At 66.7% G+C, this 16419-nt stretch carries 17 protein-coding genes; 10 read left to right on the top strand and 7 right to left on the bottom strand.

Features of this window, described 5'->3' with window-relative positions; translation table 11 throughout:
• Nucleotides 1-18: 18 nt before the first annotated feature.
• Entirely contained in the window at nt 19-459 is a 441-nt protein-coding gene (locus M1L58_RS10315) for a hypothetical protein (protein ID WP_248658831.1), read from the bottom strand.
• Between the two features lie 498 nt (nt 460-957).
• Between M1L58_RS10315 and M1L58_RS10310 the strand changes: the two genes are divergently transcribed.
• The 4 genes from M1L58_RS10310 to M1L58_RS10295 all read left to right on the top strand — a co-directional run bounded on the left by M1L58_RS10310 (nt 958) and on the right by M1L58_RS10295 (nt 4941).
• Nucleotides 958-1323, top strand: coding sequence for a hypothetical protein (locus tag M1L58_RS10310; protein ID WP_167330262.1), 366 nt, complete (start codon nt 958-960; stop codon nt 1321-1323).
• 36 nt (nt 1324-1359) lie between these two features.
• Nucleotides 1360-1845, top strand: coding sequence for a GreA/GreB family elongation factor (locus M1L58_RS10305; RefSeq protein WP_248658830.1), 486 nt, complete (start codon nt 1360-1362; stop codon nt 1843-1845).
• A gap of 717 nt (nt 1846-2562) precedes the next feature.
• Nucleotides 2563-3921, top strand: coding sequence for an NADP-specific glutamate dehydrogenase (gdhA, locus tag M1L58_RS10300; protein WP_248658829.1), 1359 nt, complete (start codon nt 2563-2565; stop codon nt 3919-3921).
• Between the two features lie 147 nt (nt 3922-4068).
• Nucleotides 4069-4941: a hypothetical protein gene (locus M1L58_RS10295; RefSeq protein WP_248658828.1), complete on the top strand. Its 873-nt coding sequence runs from the start codon at nt 4069-4071 to the stop codon at nt 4939-4941.
• 41 nt (nt 4942-4982) lie between these two features.
• Here the strand turns inward: M1L58_RS10295 and M1L58_RS10290 are convergent, their stop codons facing one another.
• Nucleotides 4983-5564 (bottom strand): TetR/AcrR family transcriptional regulator, encoded by a 582-nt coding sequence (locus M1L58_RS10290; RefSeq protein WP_006864975.1) that lies wholly within the window; start codon nt 5562-5564, stop codon nt 4983-4985.
• Between the two features lie 24 nt (nt 5565-5588).
• Here M1L58_RS10290 and M1L58_RS10285 point away from each other — a divergent pair, with 24 nt between their 5' ends.
• Nucleotides 5589-6881, top strand: coding sequence for an MFS transporter (locus M1L58_RS10285; protein ID WP_248658827.1), 1293 nt, complete (start codon nt 5589-5591; stop codon nt 6879-6881).
• On the opposite strand, the gene M1L58_RS10280 is transcribed toward M1L58_RS10285, so the two are convergent.
• Together M1L58_RS10280 and M1L58_RS10275 are read right to left on the bottom strand one after the other, a co-directional pair.
• Nucleotides 6795-7544, bottom strand: a complete 750-nt coding sequence (locus tag M1L58_RS10280) for a DUF2332 family protein (RefSeq protein ID WP_248658826.1) — start codon at nt 7542-7544, stop codon at nt 6795-6797. The two genes, M1L58_RS10285 and M1L58_RS10280, sit on opposite strands and share 87 nt — an antisense overlap.
• 3 nt (nt 7545-7547) lie before the next feature.
• A complete protein-coding gene (locus M1L58_RS10275; RefSeq protein WP_248658825.1) occupies nt 7548-8231 on the bottom strand; it encodes a DNA alkylation repair protein in 684 nt (227 codons plus the stop codon).
• Nucleotides 8232-8358: 127 nt separating this feature from the next.
• On the opposite strand from M1L58_RS10275, the gene M1L58_RS10270 reads away from it, so the two are divergent.
• Nucleotides 8359-10014 carry an alkaline phosphatase D family protein gene (locus tag M1L58_RS10270; RefSeq protein ID WP_248658824.1) on the top strand — a complete coding sequence of 552 codons (1656 nt, stop codon included), beginning with the start codon at nt 8359-8361 and terminating at the stop codon, nt 10012-10014.
• Nucleotides 10015-10039: 25 nt separating this feature from the next.
• On the opposite strand, the gene M1L58_RS10265 is transcribed toward M1L58_RS10270, so the two are convergent.
• Nucleotides 10040-10477, bottom strand: coding sequence for a VOC family protein (locus tag M1L58_RS10265; RefSeq protein WP_248658823.1), 438 nt, complete (start codon nt 10475-10477; stop codon nt 10040-10042).
• Between the two features lie 63 nt (nt 10478-10540).
• Complete coding sequence (locus tag M1L58_RS10260) at nt 10541-10972, bottom strand: PPOX class F420-dependent oxidoreductase (protein WP_248658822.1); 432 nt, start codon at nt 10970-10972, stop codon at nt 10541-10543.
• Between the two features lie 105 nt (nt 10973-11077).
• On the opposite strand from M1L58_RS10260, the gene M1L58_RS10255 reads away from it, so the two are divergent.
• On the top strand, nt 11078-11980 hold the full coding sequence (locus M1L58_RS10255; RefSeq protein ID WP_248658821.1) for a hypothetical protein: 903 nt from the start codon (nt 11078-11080) through the stop codon (nt 11978-11980).
• A 49-nt stretch (nt 11981-12029) separates the two neighbouring features.
• Nucleotides 12030-12584, top strand: coding sequence for a DUF4334 domain-containing protein (locus tag M1L58_RS10250; protein WP_006864983.1), 555 nt, complete (start codon nt 12030-12032; stop codon nt 12582-12584).
• A 4-nt stretch (nt 12585-12588) separates the two neighbouring features.
• On the opposite strand, the gene M1L58_RS10245 is transcribed toward M1L58_RS10250, so the two are convergent.
• The gene (locus M1L58_RS10245; protein ID WP_248658820.1) at nt 12589-13485 is read right to left on the bottom strand and encodes a hypothetical protein; all 897 of its coding nucleotides are present in this window, start codon (nt 13483-13485) and stop codon (nt 12589-12591) included.
• Nucleotides 13486-13613: 128 nt separating this feature from the next.
• On the opposite strand from M1L58_RS10245, the gene M1L58_RS10240 reads away from it, so the two are divergent.
• The gene (locus M1L58_RS10240) at nt 13614-14033 is read left to right on the top strand and encodes a Fur family transcriptional regulator (protein ID WP_006864985.1); all 420 of its coding nucleotides are present in this window, start codon (nt 13614-13616) and stop codon (nt 14031-14033) included.
• Between the two features lie 103 nt (nt 14034-14136).
• The gene (gene katG / locus M1L58_RS10235) at nt 14137-16350 is read left to right on the top strand and encodes a catalase/peroxidase HPI (RefSeq protein WP_248658819.1); all 2214 of its coding nucleotides are present in this window, start codon (nt 14137-14139) and stop codon (nt 16348-16350) included.
• The last annotated feature ends 69 nt before the right edge of the window (nt 16351-16419 follow it).

The following is a 16419-nucleotide window of genomic DNA, read 5'->3' as shown; positions in this document are numbered from 1 at the left end:
TCCCACGCACAGGTGTGACTATCCGGCGGTGAGCGCAGCTCGTCGGGATCGGCTGCGGACCGGCCGATGCACTCCGGCCGGTGCCTGCCGGAGGTCGAGTGTCCGGCGAGCCACCTCGAGGTGATGGCGGGCTATTCCCAACGCGGCGTGGTAACCGACCCGGAACTCGCTGTCGTCGGCGTCGGCGGCCCACCGCCCCTCCCGATCGAGACGATCCAGGAGTCCCTGGATGATGTCGAAGTCCCGGCGCAGACCCCCTGAGACCACAGCTGCGCCGACGAACGCGTCGGGACGGAGAGACTCGGTCGTGATCTCGTCGAGGACGCAGACGCGAGCGAATGTCATGCCTGCCCGGAATCCCCGAAGCAGCTCGGACTGCGGCCGCTCGACCGCGGCCAGCGTCGAGAAACGGTCGTGGAGATAGGTGAGGACCTCTGCGAGATGCGTGTTCTGTTCCACGTCATCCCACATTCTTCCGTTTTCGGATGATCGAGCTGTCTTCGCTCGCACGCTTCTTCTCGCGCCTCAATTTCAATTCTTGGCGGCGTTTTTTCGAACTGGAATTCTTTTCTGCCATGATTCCTCGCTGACATGAATGATGAAGTGAGGTTGGAGACCCACTCACCTCCGTGACCATAGCCCAGAAAAAATAAAAGTCCAGTCGCCGCCCATCGCGGCTCGTCTCTACCGCTCCGCAGCACTGGGTGTCACTTAATAACCTGCACCGCAGTTGCTTTCGCAGTAGAGCAGGCCCAGGAAGGAAGCCGACTGGCTTTTATATTTTTTTCGGCTAGAGTCCGTGTCACCGGCCCGACCGGCCGGTTTTCAGTGGAAGGAAGAGTCGCCGTGCAAGCGGTTGTCATGGAGTGTCGTATCCGGGTCTGCGCATCGAAGAGTCGGGTGAGGAAGTTTCTCGATCAAGCGTCTTCACGCGCATTCAACGCTTTTCCGAAAACGGTGAAGTATTCGCTTGTCGTCGAGGATTCCGACTCCCGGCTCCTGCGTCGGCAGTGGCATCGAGAAAACGACGTCGACGACTTCGGCGTGCCGGTGGGCAAGGACATCTGCTTCGCCTTCGCGGATCCTTCGGGCCGGCTGACGGAGTCGAAGCTGGAGAGCCTGTCGCGGGACATTCTCGCCGACCTCGAGCTCGACCCCTGGGACTCGGATTCGGGAGTCGATTCGCCGCCGGGAGGAGCTGCGGAATCGGTGCCCTGGATTCTCACCCTCAGCACCGACCCGGACCACATCTCACGCGCAGAGATCGCGGCTCGCCACCCGATGCTCGAGCTCCGCGCAAGGTCCCTGATCGCGACGTCCTGACGCCGACATCTCGCCCCCCTAGTAGAGGAAGCAACGATGACCACCGCAGCACCTGTCCCGACAACACCCCTGACCCGAGATGTGCTCGAGCGTCAGCTGGCCGCGGAGATTCGCGATCGAGCCGTCGTCAGTGCCGAGGTCCTCGATCATCGCGCCGCCGGCGATCTGGACAACAACGACGCCTACCATCGCGCCCTGGAGCGTCTCGAATCGCTCGACCGGCGTCTGGCGCAGCTGTACGCCGCGCTGTCCACGGCAGATGCCGAACCGTCAGCAGACGGCACCGTCCAGGTCGGTTCGGTCGTCACCGTTGTCTTCGATCACGATCCAGCCGACGTCACCACCTTTCTGGTGGGAGCTCCGGAGCAGTACGCCCTGGTGGGTATGGACGTGTGTTCGCCCGACTCACCGCTCGGGCGTGCGGTGCTGGGCGCCGACGTCGGCGATGTCCGGACCTATCTGCTGCCGAACGGGCAGAGGAGCACGGTCGCGGTGAAAGACCACCGGATCGAGCTTCTCTGACGCAACGTGGCGGTGCATCCGGGGTCGCGGTCGTCCGGCGGTGCCCCGGTGAGAGCCGTCGTCGGGTCGGCCGAGGTCCCGACGAGCCGGCCGCAGCCGCCGGCTCGTAACCCGACTGCGACAGCCGAGGTGGTCGTCATCGCCCGACCGGGCGAGCTGACCACCAGGCTGTGCCGAACCCTCCGGAACCGAGGGCTGAACATCGAGATCGTGGACCCCGGGTTCGGTGGCCCGAGGGTCCGCGACACCGTCCCGGAGCGACGGACAACGGCCGGGGCGAGGTCGTGTATCGCCGTGCTGGGTCGCGCACCTCGGCCGCGGCGCAGGTGGTGGGACTGGCGGGGCCGTCGACTTGAACGACGACAGGAGGACGAACTGATAGACGCGGTGTCGATCGCCGCGTCGAACGCCCGCAGGCTCGGATTGCTGGTGGTCGCCGAAGCATCGACACCCGATGAGACCGAGATCGCACGAGAACGTGCCCGGCACGTCGCACGCGTCGCCGGTTACGAGGCAGCCGTCAACGGAAACGCTCTGACCTCCACTTTCTATCTCGTGATGAGCACGTCGGAGCGATCTGCCAGGAATCTCACGGCGATCGTCGCCTGGGCGCGGCGTCGGACTGATTCACACATGTTTCCTGTCGCTCGATAGGCTGCGGGTTGGCGGTGACCCGATTCGGGGTGCACCGGCGTTCCGCACGAATCGAACAAGGAAGTGGTGGCCGCCGTGGCCGTGCTCGACGAGAAGATCAGCGATCTGTACGAACAGGTGGTTGCGCGCAACCCCGGAGAGGCCGAGTTCCACCAGGCCGTTCGTGAGGTCTTCGACAGCCTCGGACCCGTCCTGGCCAAGCACCCGCACTACGCAGACGCCGGCATCATCAAGCGTCTGACCGAACCCGAGCGGCAGATCATCTTCCGCGTGCCGTGGATCGACGACCAGAACCAGGTACAGGTCAACCGCGGATTCCGCGTCGAGTTCAACTCGGCACTCGGCCCCTACAAGGGCGGCCTGCGCTTCCACCCCAGCGTCTACCTCGGCGTGGTCAAGTTCCTCGGCTTCGAACAGATCTTCAAAAACGCACTGACCGGGCTGCCGATCGGTGGCGGCAAGGGCGGTTCCGACTTCGACCCCAAGGGCAAGTCGGATCTCGAGATCATGCGGTTCTGCCAGTCCTTCATGACCGAGCTCTACCGCCACATCGGTGAGTACACCGACGTACCCGCGGGCGACATCGGCGTGGGCGGCCGCGAGATCGGTTACCTGTTCGGCCAGTACAAGCGCATCACCAACCGGTACGAATCCGGCGTCCTGACCGGCAAGGGGCTCGCCTGGGGCGGTTCGCAGGTGCGCACCGAGGCCACCGGGTACGGCGCGGTCTTCTTCGTCCGCGACATGCTCGCCGCAGCCGACGACAAGCTCGACGGCAAGACGGTCGTCGTCTCCGGTTCGGGCAACGTCGCCATCTTCGCCATCGAGAAGATCCAACAACTCGGTGGCCGCGTCGTCGCCTGCTCGGATTCGAGCGGGTACGTCGTCGACGAAGCCGGTATCGACCTAGAACTCCTCAAGGAGATCAAGAACGTCCAGCGGGGGCGCATCGGTGACTATGTGTCCGCCCGTTCCTCGGCGCGGCTGGTCACAAACGGCTCGCTGTGGAACGTGCCCACGGACATCGCGATCCCGTGTGCGACGCAGAACGAGCTGAACGGCGCCGATGCCGCACAGCTCGTCAAGAACGGTGTGCGCGTCGTCGCCGAGGGCGCCAACATGCCCTGCACCCCTGAGGCAGTGCGCATCTTCGGCGAAGCGGGCGTCAGCTTCGCGCCCGGTAAGGCGGCGAACGCCGGCGGCGTGGCGACGAGCGCACTCGAGATGCAGCAGAACGCATCTCGCGACTCGTGGAGCTTCGGTTACACCGAGGAGCGCCTCTCCGAGATCATGACCTCCATTCACGATCACTGCCTGCACACCGCCGAGGAGTACGGCGTTCCCGGCAACTATGTGATGGGCGCGAACATCGCGGGCTTCACCCAGGTCGCCGACGCGATGCTGGCTCTCGGCTTGATCTGACCCCGGATCGGCCGCCGGTTCGCGAGCTCACCCGCGAACCGGCGGCCTTTTTCGTCGACGCTGTCGGCCGCGCGGACTATTGACACCTCGGTGACCACGGGTTTCACTGAGCCAACTCTCACAGGTCCGCGCGATTGGCAGGTCCCCATGGATATCGAGGTCTCTCCCCGTCAGCCGGGCGTGCCGCTGCGATCCGGACCCGTTGCCGTGGTCCTCGCAGTGGTTGCGGCGGTTGTTGTCACAGTCGGGATCGCTCCGAAAGCAGTGGCGGCCCCGGCGAGTCCAACCGGTTTCGATCTCCCGTTCTCGGGCGCCCCGGCCTTCGAGCGCGTCGCGCCACCCAAGCTCACCGACCCGGCGCAACTGAACCAGCCACTCGGCCTCGCGGCCGCCAATCGGGCGGCCGCCGCCATCGGCTTGTCGCCGAAAGACGCTCTGTCCGAACAGCAGTACCGTGCACTCATCACCGGCGGCGGGGTCGGCGGCAGCCGTGATGCCGCGAAGATCATCGACGCCTGCCTGCTCATCCTGACCAACACCAGGGGTCGCCCGATGTTCGGCGACTCCGTCGTCGGCAGCTACGGCCTGTACGTGAACAAGCAGGGCATGCTGCAGAGTCCGGCGAATGCGAGTGCGCCGACGCGACAGGTCAATTCACTGATCGCCCCCGGCGGCTACGTCGGCACCTGGCTGCGGAGCAACGGAGCGCTCGACACACTGGCCGCACTCTATCGGTCGGCGTACACCGTCGAAGTCCCGTTCGGATTTGTCGCGCAACAGATGTCGGGAACCGCGCAGTTGGTAACGAACACCAAGGCGGGAGCGACAAGCACCGTCGGGATGTCGATGGCTCCCCCGCTCTGGATCGTGAACTTTGCACTCCTCTACATCGTCAAGCCCTCACTCGCGGCCGCGATGCCCGCCTACTGGGCTCCCATCCCGCCGCCGGTGGCCGCCGCGATCAAGGCGAGCCCCAACGGCCAGGTGCCTTACAGCAAGTACGCCTCGTACTTCCGGTGAATCACACGCCCGTACGAGAGTCGCGGTACGACGATAGGTAGTCAGTCCGTGGCAGGTGTGCACGCGATCGTGACGAGCGTTCCGGCGATCTCCCGACCTAGGGCCGACTTACGTAACGGGTTGTCCCGCAGTCGCATCGCGAGTTCGCCGGTGACGACGACAAGGACCTGTTCGGCGAGGTGGTCCGGGTCCGGGCACGGCAAACGAGCGGCGAGGTCGCGCAAGGTGTCCCGCATGTAGTCGGTGTCTCGTGTGACGGCCTCGGCGATCTCGGCAGGCGGGTCGGACATCTCGGCCGCGGTGCCGAGGAACGCGCACCACCGCGCGCCGTCCGGTCGTGCGGCGAACTCGTCGATGGCGTCGAAGATGGCGAGGAGCCGGCCCTCGTCGTCGGTCGCGGCGGCGATCGCATTCCCCCACGCCTCGCGCCACCGTGCGTGGCGTCGTTCGAGCGAGGCGGCGACGAGCGCCTCTTTGCTGCGGTAGCCCCGGTACAGCGTCGCGGCCGACACGCCCGCACGCGCGAGGATGGCGTCGACCGGCGTCGTCTCGATGCCGCGCGAGAACACCAGGTCATCAACTGCGTCGAGCAGTTTTTCCTCTGAGCTCTTGCGCATCCCCATGGTCGTCAGCCTAGTATCGAAAATATGAAACGCACGTTTTCGTTTGGTTCGGAGCGCGAGGGGTTGGTCGTGGTGACCGGTATAGCGTTCATCGCGGCGACCTACGGACTCGTGCGCCTCGCGTACGGGCTGTTCCTGCCCGACATCCAGACAGATCTGGCCCTCGACTCGGCCCGGGCGGGATACATTTCCGCAGGGTCTTCTCTGGTCTATTGCCTTGCCGCGCTGTGCGGTTTCCTGTTCGGGCGACGGCGCCCACGTACGTTGATCGTCGTCGCCATGGCGACCGCGGCCGGCGGCGTCTGGGGCATGGCCGTGGCCGCGCATCTGGTCGTCTTCGGCATCTCCGCCGTGATCGCCTCGGTGGGGGCCGGACTGGCGTCACCGGCGATGGTGAGTGTCGTCAGGCGCAACCTCGCCGCCGAACGTATCGACCGGGGCCAGTCCATGGTCAACTCCGGCACCGGCCCCGGCCTCGTCGGCGCCGGCCTGCTGGCCCTGCTCTTCCTTCCCGGATGGCGGCTGACCTGGGCGGTCATCGGCGTGATCACCGTGTTCATCACGATCGCTCTCCTGACGGCCGACCGGCCCGGTTCGGCCTATCGGGATGAGCAACGAGATGCCCTGTCCGTCGACTGGGTCCGTCGTCACCGAACGGCTCTGACCGCCGCGGTCCTGTTGGGTGTGGCGTCGAGCGCCATGTGGACCTACGGCCGCGCGATCCTCGTCGACACCGGCGGCTCGTCGCAGCGCGGCACGATCATCGCGTGGATCATGATCGGGGTCGGCGGTGCCGCCGTGGCCGGATCCGCGATCCCGCTGGCGAAGCGGACCGCGACGTGCGCGTGGATCCTCAGCTGCTCGACGATGACGGTCGGCATCCTCCTCGTCGCTGCAGCTCCGGGACAGATGGTGGTCGCGCTCGTCGGATGCCTGTTCTTCGGGTGGGGATTCACCTCGTCGACGTCGGCACTCATCGCCTGGACCTCGGCCATCGACGCCACCCGGTCCGCAGCAGGCACCGCACTGTTGTTCATCGCGTTGATGTTCGGGCAGGCCGTGGGTGCCACCGCCCTCGGCGCGATCATCACCGCTGCGAGTTACCTCGTCGCATTCGTGGTGGCCGCGGCGATCGCGGCGCTGTCGATCGCCGTGTCGACTCTCGAACGGACAGTCCGCCGAGCAGATGCCGAGGAGGCGGATGCGATGGTCGAGCCGGGGCGCGCGCCGTCAGACGAACCAGGACAACAGCTTTCCGCGGGACCAGCACCGACCGAGCGCGTCGCCGGCGACCTCGGAGTGCAGCCGTGTCGCTGACGGTTCGAAGACGGTGACGCCGATGATGCTGTGCCCCGACGCCGGACGGTCCCCGAGAGTCGGAATGGTCGGTGCGACGCCGACTCCCTCTACGGACACCCACGCAACTTTCCGTGCGGCGGAGGCCTCCCCCATCGCATGGACGAAGCGGCGTCGCCTCTCCGGCGGGTACCGCGACAGCGACCACGTCGTGAGGATGACGGGCAGAGCACGATCCGGGACACTCGTGACCGCCTCCGGAAGTACGGAAATCGGATCTCCCGAGATACGTTCCGGCGAAATCACTTTCGCCAGATCGATCTCGGCGTCGAGAACAGACCCGTCCGCGACGGCCCGCCGAATCCGGTCACGGCCGCCGGGGTCTCGAACGTCGAGCGGCGCACGGTCGAGGATCATTCGTACATCGACCTCCGGCGGCGGTGTCCTCGGTACTCGACCGTCACCCACCACCGAGCAGTCCACCTGCACCGGCGACGATGCATCGCCCAGATGCTGGTCGCCGCCGTAGGAGATCCCCACACGGTCGACGATGAGATTGAGTCCGAGGGGCCGTCCGACGTCGATCAGGCCGAGGTACTCGGCGTCGAGGCGCCGGGCAACCTCCGCGATGGCGGGATAGAGCACTGCATACCGACCCGCGTGGTCCTCAGACCGCCTGAGCACGCCTCAGGCCTCCTGCCGTGCGACCATCTCCGTGATCCAGACCGGCGCGTACGGCGAGATGCATCCCGGCGATGTCGGGTAGTCCTCGAGCACCCTCAGTCGCTCGCCGATTCCGATTGCGCGAGTGCGGTGTTCGGGATGCTCGATGCCGATCGTCGCCAGGCAGGTGTTCATCGCCCACTGCAGGCGTGCGGGGGCGTCCTTCATGCCGGCCTCAATGGTGTCGAGCAGCTCGACGAGGTCGAGACCGTCGGGATTCTTGGCCACCCGCTCGGTCGTGAGGGCCCAGCCGGCGCTCAGCGCCGCCTCGTCGGCGTCGTCCATCCACGCGAGGCGCAGCTCCTCCTTGTGCCCGTTCTTCTTCACCACGTAGTTGACCAGCCAGTCGTGCACCTTGGGGCGTGCGGCTTCGCGGACCATCGTGTCGAGCTGCGCGGCGTCGAAGGCCTTCGGGCGACAGATCAGCAGCGCGACCAGCCGGGCCGCGGTGTCGCCGGTGGCCCACAGCGCGAGTGCCAGATCGTGCTGGGTCTTGAGTCGCTTGGCGACAGCCCGCAGCTTGGTCAGGTTCACCCCGTGGTCGTCCCCGTGTTTTTCGTTGACCGCACGAATCCTCGGGTCCTCGAGCTCGGCCAGCTCGGCGAGTACCTCTGCGACAGTCGCATCCAGGTCGGTACCGCTCGTCATCGATCTCCACCTCGTCCTCGCCCCGGTACGTCCGTTCGTCAGCCTACGACGCCCACTCAGGACCTGATCCCGGCCCACGTCAGCGGAGACCGCCACGATCGAGGACCGCGCGGCATACGCTGGGGCAATGGCCTTGGTACTCGGACCGATTCTGCGGCACGTCGACGAGACATCTGCGCTGGTATGGGTCCAGACCGAGGCCCCGGCCGAGGTCGAGATCCTCGGCAGCCGGGCGCGCACCTTCGAGGTGCTCGGAAACCACTACGCCCTGGTCGAGATCACCGGACTGGTTCCGGACACCACGATCGAGTACACGGTGACCGTCGACGGTTCCCGGGCGTGGCCCCTGCCGAGTTCGACCTTCCCGCCCAGCGTCATCCGCACCCGGGGTCCGGCGTCCGCCCATCATCACCGGTTCGTCTTCGGGTCCTGCCGATACCCCCGGGCCGAGGACCCGAGGATCGACCGGAAACTCGGCGTCGACGCGTTGGACTGCTACGCCGTCCGCATGCGCCGTCTGCCGGTCGCGGCGTGGCCGGACACGCTCATACTGCTCGGCGATCAGGTCTATGCCGACGAGCTGACCCCACAGGTCAAGGAGAAACTCGAGGCGACCAGAACCGCGACCAACGGCCCGTCCGACGAGGTGGTGAGCTTTCAGGAGTACGAAGGTCTCTACCGGCACACCTGGGGCGACCCGGAGATCCGTTGGATTCTGTCCACCGTCCCGACCGCGATGATCTTCGACGATCACGACATCCGCGACGACTGGAACACCTCGGACACCTGGCGCCGCGAGATGGAGAGCGAACCGTGGTGGCGGGACCGGATCCGGGCCGGACTCGCGTCGTATTGGGTGTACCAGCACCTGGGCAACCTGTCGCCTGCCGAGCTGGCCGCCTCCGAGGACTACCGCGCAGTGAAGGACATCGACGGGGATTGCTGGCCGTATCTGGTCGACCTCGCCGACCGTGCCGACGCCGAAACCGACGGGGTCAAGGGGATCCGGTTCAGCTTTCGCTGGGACCTCGGTGCGAGCCGACTGACGATGATCGACTCCCGCAACGGCCGCATCCTCGCCGGCGGCGCACGAAAGATGGTGAGCGACGACGAATTCGACTGGGTCGAGCGCCAGGTGAACGACGACATCGAGTCGGTGGACCACCTGGTGCTCGGGTCGTCGTTGCCGTGGTTGCTCCCGCCCGTCCTCAGCGACGTCGAGACCCTCGACGAGATCGGGGCCCGGCACGACGGCTGGGTCGGCACACTGGCCGAGAAGGTCCGGCAGGGCGCCGATCTGGAACACTGGCCGGCCTTCTTCGATTCCTTCACCCGATTGAGTCGGATCATCAGCGATGTCGCCCGGCTCGGCACCGAGACGACCGGACCGGCGACGGTCAGTGTCTTGTCGGGCGACGTCCACCACAGCTACGCCGCACGAGCCGAATTCGACGAACCCACGAGCGCGACCGTGTTCCAACTGGTGTGCTCGCCGGTGCACAACGCCATTCCCCCGTACATGAAATCTGTGTTCCGCCTCGGGTGGTCGCCGCGCATCGCGCGGGTCGTCCGACGCTGGGCGAGCTTCCGCGGTTCACCGAAGCTACCGGTCCGATGGCACAGCGAGGTGGGCCCGCTGTTCGGCAACACCATCGCGTCCCTGATCGTCGACGGCCGGGACGCGCGGGTCACCTTCGAGCAGCCCGATCTGAACGGCACACTTCGTCTGGCGAGCGACCTGCCGCTGACGGGCCGGGAATCGGTAGAGAACGTAGGGACATAGCGCCGTCGTTCTCTACGAAATGCGGTCAGTCCAAGCAGAATTCGTTGCCCTCGGGGTCCAGCATGACGATGTGCCCGGCGCCGAGCGGAGGTGCGGGCTCGACGCGCCGGACCCGTCTCGCTCCCAGCGCGACGAGTCGTGCCGCCTCGGCCTCGTGGGACGCCATGCGGTCGTCACCGGCGAGGCCCGGAGCCGCCCGGATGTCGAGGTGTACCCTGTTCTTCGCGGTCTTGCCCTCCGGCACGCGCTGGAAGAAGATCCGCGGACCGCGACCGTCGGGGTCGACCACCGCGGACGCATCGTTCCGGCGTTCCTCCGGTACGCCCATCGCCTCCAGCGCAGCCTCCCAGGTGTCGAATCCTGCGGGCGGCGCCTGGATCCGGTAACCGAGGACCTCGGCCCAGAACGCGGCGAGGGCCGCGGGATCAGCACAGTCGAACGTCACCTGGATCTCTCTGCTCATACCTCCACTGTGGCCCTCGATGAGGACAGCCACGGTCCTCATCGCAAAGAAACTCTGCGGCGGTCAGCGAAGCCGTTCGCCGTACACGCGTCTGACCGCCATCACCATCAGCACGCGACGATCCGACACCATCACGCTGCGGTACTCGTCCCAGTCCGGGTGCTCGCCGGCTGCCTTCCGGTAGTAGTCGACGAGTGCCTCCACCTCGGGGCCGCGGGGATCGGTGCTCGGACCGATCAGCGTGACGTCCCCTTCTGCGGTGGCCCAGGTGTACCGGTCGGGTCCGGTCACTTCGAGCGCCGCGCGCGGATCACGGCGTAGGTTGACCGTCTTGGCGCGCCCCTCGGTCATCGACACGTAGATGGTGTCCGCGTCGCGGTCGTAGAACGGGGTCACCGGCGACAGTTGCGGAAGGCCGGAGGACTTGATGGTGGCGAGAACGCCGAGACGTGCTTCGGCGAGAAGGTCGCGCGGGTCGTACTCAGAGGTGGTCATGATCTGGGCAACTGCCCGCGGTCAGCGACTATTCCGGCGCGACGGCCGCACCGGACCGGGCGCGGAAACCGGGCATCGGGCCACGAGGACCTATACCTTCATACGGTGTTCACGATCGGAATAGTGGCGGCATCGCTTGCCGCGGTGGCCTACGGGCTGTCGACGGTCCTTCGCGCGCTCGGCGCCCGGAACGCCGCCGGGCCCGATACCGCAGGGGTCACGGCCGAGGGCGGGCCGTCGTTGCGCTCGACTCTCGACACCTTCCGCAACCCCGCCTTCCTCGTCGGCACCCTCATGGTGATCCTCGGTTTCGCCGGCGGGGCCGTCGCCGCCCGACTGCTCCCACTCTTCCTGGCTCAGACGATCGTCGCCGGAAATCTGATCGTCACCGCGCTTCTCGGCAGCGTGCTCCTCGGTACGAAGCTCCGAGGCCGAGACCTGGGCGCGATGGGCGTCGTCGTGGCATCGCTCTGCATGCTCGGCGCGTCGGCGTCACACGAGGCCAGAACCGCCCACGACATGACCTTTCACTGGGCTCTCTTCATCGTGTCGACGGTGGTCGCGGTCGTCGGCCTGATCGTCGTCCGCCTACTCGGACGGCGCGGCGCGATCCTCGCGGGAGCGCTCGCCGGCGCGATGTACGGCGCCCTCGCGGTGGCGGTGCGCGTCCTCGACGGCGTGCACCCGTTCGACCCCGCAGCCCTGCTGACCGACCCGGCGGCCTGGACCATCGCCCTAGCCGGCGCACTCGCGTTCTACGTGCAGACCGTCGCGCTCCAACTCGGTCCGGTCAACGCCGTCACCGCGGTGCTCGTGGTGGGCGAGGTCGGGATTCCGTCGGTGATCGGCGTGCTGTTCCTCGGCGACCGCGCCGTCGACGGACTCGGGTGGCTCGCCTACATCGGTTTCGCCGGGGCGATAGCGGGGGCCTTCGCGGTCGCGTGGCTCACCTCCCAACCCGACGGCAACGACGCCCCGCGCGGGGTTCCCGCAGGTTCGACCTCCTGACATTGCGACATTCTTCTCTACTTGTGTCTTTGGCCGTAGGATCGGCGCCATGGACGTGCGCGAGATCCTGACCACCATCCCCACCGACACCGCCGAGGCACTCGATCTGTTCGACTCCTGCGACGCGATCGACCCGGAGTTCATGATCGGCACCTGGCGCGGAGCGGAACTGCCGACCGGTCATCCCCTCGACGGATTTCTCGCCGCCAGCGGCTGGTGGGGCAAGCAGTTCGTCGACGCCGAGACCGTCCACCCGCTCCTCTTCCCCACCCGCGACCACACCGCACTCTGGGCGATGAACCCGGCGATAGCCTTCAGTGGTCTCTCCGTCGCAGAGAAGACACCCCAGGTGAAAGCGATGTCCTTCGCGACACCGATCGCCGCCACCCGCTTGCTCAGCCAGACCCGGAAGGCGCGCGCACGGCTGCGCACCACGCGTTATCGCGGCACCGACACCGCGACCATGGTCTACGACCAGCTGCCGATCAACGATGTCTTCCACCGACTGTCTGACGATTCAGTCCTCGGCGCCATGGATCTCAAGGGCTCACCGGCACCGTACTTCTTCGTGCTGCGACGCGATGACTCGCTGCGGCTGATCTAGACACTCAGAGATCGGCGAGCGCCGCTCTCAGCTTGTTCGCCTCGGCGACCGCATCACGAAGGGCGACCTTGGCCTCCGAGCGACCCTCCTCGGCGGTCGACAACCGCTGACGTGCGAAGCGCAGTGAGTCCTCGACGCGGGACAACTGCTCGCGAAGGTCCCGTGCCTCGGCGACGAGTTCGTCGACCTCCGAGGACGCCTCGTCCACCGCCGAAGACGCGTCGCCGAGGCTCTCACGCGCGGACTGCTCATCGTACTCGGCCCGGGCGATCCGCGCCTCGAGTTCACGCCTGACCTCGGCGTCCTCGTCACTGTCCTCTCTCTCGTCGGCCGAATCCGTGTCGACGTTCTCCGGGGCGGCATCGTGGTCGTGATTGTCCTTGCGTTTCGACTCGTCCGGCGGATCGGGCACGACGAAGACCCCTGCGGGACCGAATCCGCTGTACTCGGCTGAGGTGACGAGGCGTCCGTGTCTGAGGTCGGCCAGGATCTCGGCGTCGGCGATCGCGGCGCGCAGCGTCGTCGCGACCTCGCGAACCGCACTGTCGGACAGCCCGACTCCGAGCGAGGAGGCAGTGCCGGCCACCCCGTCGACGGAGGAGTTGATCAACTCCTGGCGGCGGCGGGACAGCTCACGCATCGTGTCGGCCGCCGAACGTCGTTGCGCCGCAGACAGGTCCGCGGCCAGCGCGGTCACCTGGTCGCAGTCATCGGGATTCGCGCGCACCCACTGATTGATCGCCCACGCGGCCTGCGTCGGCCTGCGCAATTTCGAGATGTCCTTTGCCAGAGAGGTTTCACCGTCGGCTTTGACCTCCTTGGCGATCTCGTTTCGCCGCTTCACGAACACGTCCGGCGTCAGGCCGTAGAGTTCGTCGACGATCTCGTCGTAGCGGGACATCACATCACCCGCGACCGGCAGGATGTCGGTTCCACATGAGCCGATCCTACGTCTCCGACGTCCCGCCATCCGGCACCTCGCCGGGCCTAAACTTGAACCATTCCAAAAAAGGGTGCATACTCGTCCACATGCTCACCGACGACGACTGCGCCACCCAGCTGCGCGCAGCTCGACTCCGCGTCACCCGTCCGCGGGTCGCGGTCATGCGCGCGGTGCATGCACACCCCCACGCCGACACCGACACCGTGCTCGGCTCGACGAGAGCCGAACTCGCCGACGTCTCCCAGCAGACGGTCTATGACGTGTTGGCCGCGTTGACATCTGCCGGTCTCATCCGGCGGATTCAGCCGTCGGGACACGTGGCCCGCTACGAGTCCCGTATCGGCGACAACCACCACCATGTGGTCTGCCGCTCATGCGGTGCGATCGGGGACGTCGACTGCGCAGTCGGCGCAGCCCCGTGCCTGACCGCATCAAACGACCACGGTTTCGTCATCGACGAGGCCGAGGTCGTGTACTGGGGCCTCTGCCCCGACTGCAAGGCCTGAACCACCGAAGATCCGAACACACCTGACCGGCCGGCCCACACTGTGGACCGGGCGGGATCACAGCTGTGCTCAGCCTCCATCACCATTTCCCGAAAGGAATGACATGGCGCAAGAACACCCGCCGATCGCCGAGGCCAACACCGAACCCACCGCCGGCGGCTGCCCGGTCATGCACGGCAAGGCCAAGCAACCCACCGAGGGCGGCGGAAACCGTGACTGGTGGCCGAACCAGATGAATCTCAAGATCCTGCAGCACAATCCGGATGTCGTGAATCCCCTCGACGCCGACTTCGATTACGTCGAGGCACTCAAGGACCTCGACGTCGAGGCCCTCAAGGCGGACCTGACCGCCCTGATGACCGATTCGCAGGACTGGTGGCCCGCCGACTTCGGCCACTACGGCGGCCTGATGGTGCGCATGTCGTGGCACGCGGCGGGTACCTACCGCGTCCAGGACGGGCGCGGCGGCGCCGGAGCCGGCATGCAGCGCTTCGCACCCCTGAACAGCTGGCCGGACAACGCCAACCTCGACAAGGCGCGTCGTCTGCTGTGGCCGATCAAGAAGAAGTACGGCCAGGCCATCTCGTGGGCAGACCTGCTGGTCTTCGCCGGAAACGTCGCGCTCGAGTCGATGGGCTTCGAGACCGCCGGCTTCGCCTTCGGCCGCGTCGACGAGTGGGAGCCCGATGACGTCTACTGGGGTCCCGAGCTCGAATGGCTGGCCGATCAGCGGTACTCGGGTGACCGCGAACTCGAGAACCCGCTGGCCGCTGTGCAGATGGGCCTCATCTACGTCAATCCCGAAGGGCCCGAGGGTAATCCGGACGTCCTGGGTTCGGCTGCCGACATCCGGGACACCTTCGCCCGGATGGCGATGAACGACGTCGAGACCGCAGCATTGATCGTCGGTGGCCACACCTTCGGCAAGACACACGGCGCCGGGGATGCGAGCCAGGTCGGCCCCGAGCCGGAGGCCGCCGCTCTCGAGGACGCCGGTCTCGGCTGGCGCAGCTCGCACGGCGAGGGGAAGGGTGCCGACACCATCACGAGTGGTCTCGAGGTCACCTGGAACCCGACCCCGACCCAGTGGGACAACGCCTTCCTGGAGACCCTCTACGGCTACGAGTGGGAGCTGTACAAGAGCCCTGCGGGCGCCAACCAGTGGCGTCCCAAGGACGGCGCCGGCAACGGCACCGTGCCGATGGCCTTCGGTGACGGCAAGACCCACCCGTCGATGCTCACCAGCGATCTCGCACTTCGTTTCGACCCCGAGTACGGGAAGATCACCCGTCGCTGGCTGGATCACCCGGAGGAGCTGGCCGAGGAGTTCGCCAAGGCCTGGTTCAAGCTGCTCCACCGCGACATGGGCCCCGCGATCCGTTACCGCGGCCCGCTGGTTCCCGAGGTCACCTACGACTGGCAGGACAACGTGCCGGTGCACGAGGGACCGCTCGTCTCCGATGCCGACATCGCCGCCCTGAAGACTTCTCTGCTGGAGTCGGGTCTCTCGGTCTCGCAGCTGGTGAAGACCGCATGGGCTGCCGCATCGTCGTTCCGCGGCAGCGACTTCCGCGGTGGCGCCAACGGTGGTCGCCTTCGTCTGCAGCCACAGGCGAGCTGGGAGGCCAACGAGCCCGCCGAACTCGCCGACATCGTAGCGAAGCTGGAGCACATCGCCGAGTCGTTCACCGGCGAGGCCGGCGCGAAGATCTCCTTCGCCGACCTCGTCGTGCTCGGTGGCGTCGCCGCCATCGAGAAGGCCGCTCGCGATGCGGGAGTGGAGGTCTCCGTACCGTTCACGCCGGGCCGCACCGACGTGGGGCAGGATGACGTCGACGTCGAGTCGTTCGGCTACCTCGAGCCCACCGCCGACGGTTTCCGCAACTACGTCGGTGAGGGTCTCGCTCAGCCCGCCGAGTTCAAGCTGCTCGACCGGGCGAATCTGCTCACCGTGAGCGCACCGGAGATGACTGCCCTCATCGGCGGCCTGCGCGTGCTCGGCGCGAACTACCAGAACTCGGCACTGGGAGTACTCACCGACAGGCCGGGCGTGCTGACGAACGATTACTTCGTCAACCTGCTCGACATGTCCACCAAGTGGTCCAAGACCGACGACGAGAACGTCTTCGTCGGCACCGACCGCGCGACCGGCGAGCAGACCTGGACCGGCAGCCGCGTCGACCTGGCGTTCAGCTCGAACTCCCAGCTGCGCGCCCTGGCCGAGGTGTATGCCTCCGATGACGCCAAGGAGAAGTTCGTCAAGGACTTCGTCGCGGCGTGGGACAAGGTCATGAACTCAGACCGGTTCGACATCTGATCACCCACGGCAGCTGATCAGTTTCAGCCGGGCACGATGCGGCGGTACCCCTCGGGTGCCGCCGCATCG

The sequence above is a fragment of the Gordonia sp. C13 genome (assembly GCF_023218005.1).
Classification (GTDB): domain Bacteria; phylum Actinomycetota; class Actinomycetes; order Mycobacteriales; family Mycobacteriaceae; genus Gordonia; species Gordonia namibiensis.
The sequence above is the reverse complement of the archived record's forward strand: the minus strand, read 5'-3'. Positions and strand labels throughout refer to the sequence as shown.

What these genes read in the sequence shown, in the direction of transcription:
- M1L58_RS10305 (WP_248658830.1), top strand. Translation starts at nt 1,360, where the DNA reads ATGACCACCGCAGCACCTGTCCCGACAACACCCCTGACCCGAGATGTG.
- M1L58_RS10295 (WP_248658828.1), top strand. Translation starts at nt 4,069, where the DNA reads ATGGATATCGAGGTCTCTCCCCGTCAGCCGGGCGTGCCGCTGCGATCC.
- M1L58_RS10290 (WP_006864975.1), bottom strand. Translation starts at nt 5,564, where the DNA reads ATGGGGATGCGCAAGAGCTCAGAGGAAAAACTGCTCGACGCAGTTGAT.
- M1L58_RS10285 (WP_248658827.1), top strand. Translation starts at nt 5,589, where the DNA reads ATGAAACGCACGTTTTCGTTTGGTTCGGAGCGCGAGGGGTTGGTCGTG.
- M1L58_RS10275 (WP_248658825.1), bottom strand. Translation starts at nt 8,231, where the DNA reads ATGACGAGCGGTACCGACCTGGATGCGACTGTCGCAGAGGTACTCGCC.
- M1L58_RS10270 (WP_248658824.1), top strand. Translation starts at nt 8,359, where the DNA reads ATGGCCTTGGTACTCGGACCGATTCTGCGGCACGTCGACGAGACATCT.
- M1L58_RS10265 (WP_248658823.1), bottom strand. Translation starts at nt 10,477, where the DNA reads ATGAGCAGAGAGATCCAGGTGACGTTCGACTGTGCTGATCCCGCGGCC.
- M1L58_RS10260 (WP_248658822.1), bottom strand. Translation starts at nt 10,972, where the DNA reads ATGACCACCTCTGAGTACGACCCGCGCGACCTTCTCGCCGAAGCACGT.
- M1L58_RS10250 (WP_006864983.1), top strand. Translation starts at nt 12,030, where the DNA reads ATGGACGTGCGCGAGATCCTGACCACCATCCCCACCGACACCGCCGAG.
- M1L58_RS10245 (WP_248658820.1), bottom strand. Translation starts at nt 13,485, where the DNA reads ATGTCCCGCTACGACGAGATCGTCGACGAACTCTACGGCCTGACGCCG.
- M1L58_RS10240 (WP_006864985.1), top strand. Translation starts at nt 13,614, where the DNA reads ATGCTCACCGACGACGACTGCGCCACCCAGCTGCGCGCAGCTCGACTC.
- katG (WP_248658819.1), top strand. Translation starts at nt 14,137, where the DNA reads ATGGCGCAAGAACACCCGCCGATCGCCGAGGCCAACACCGAACCCACC.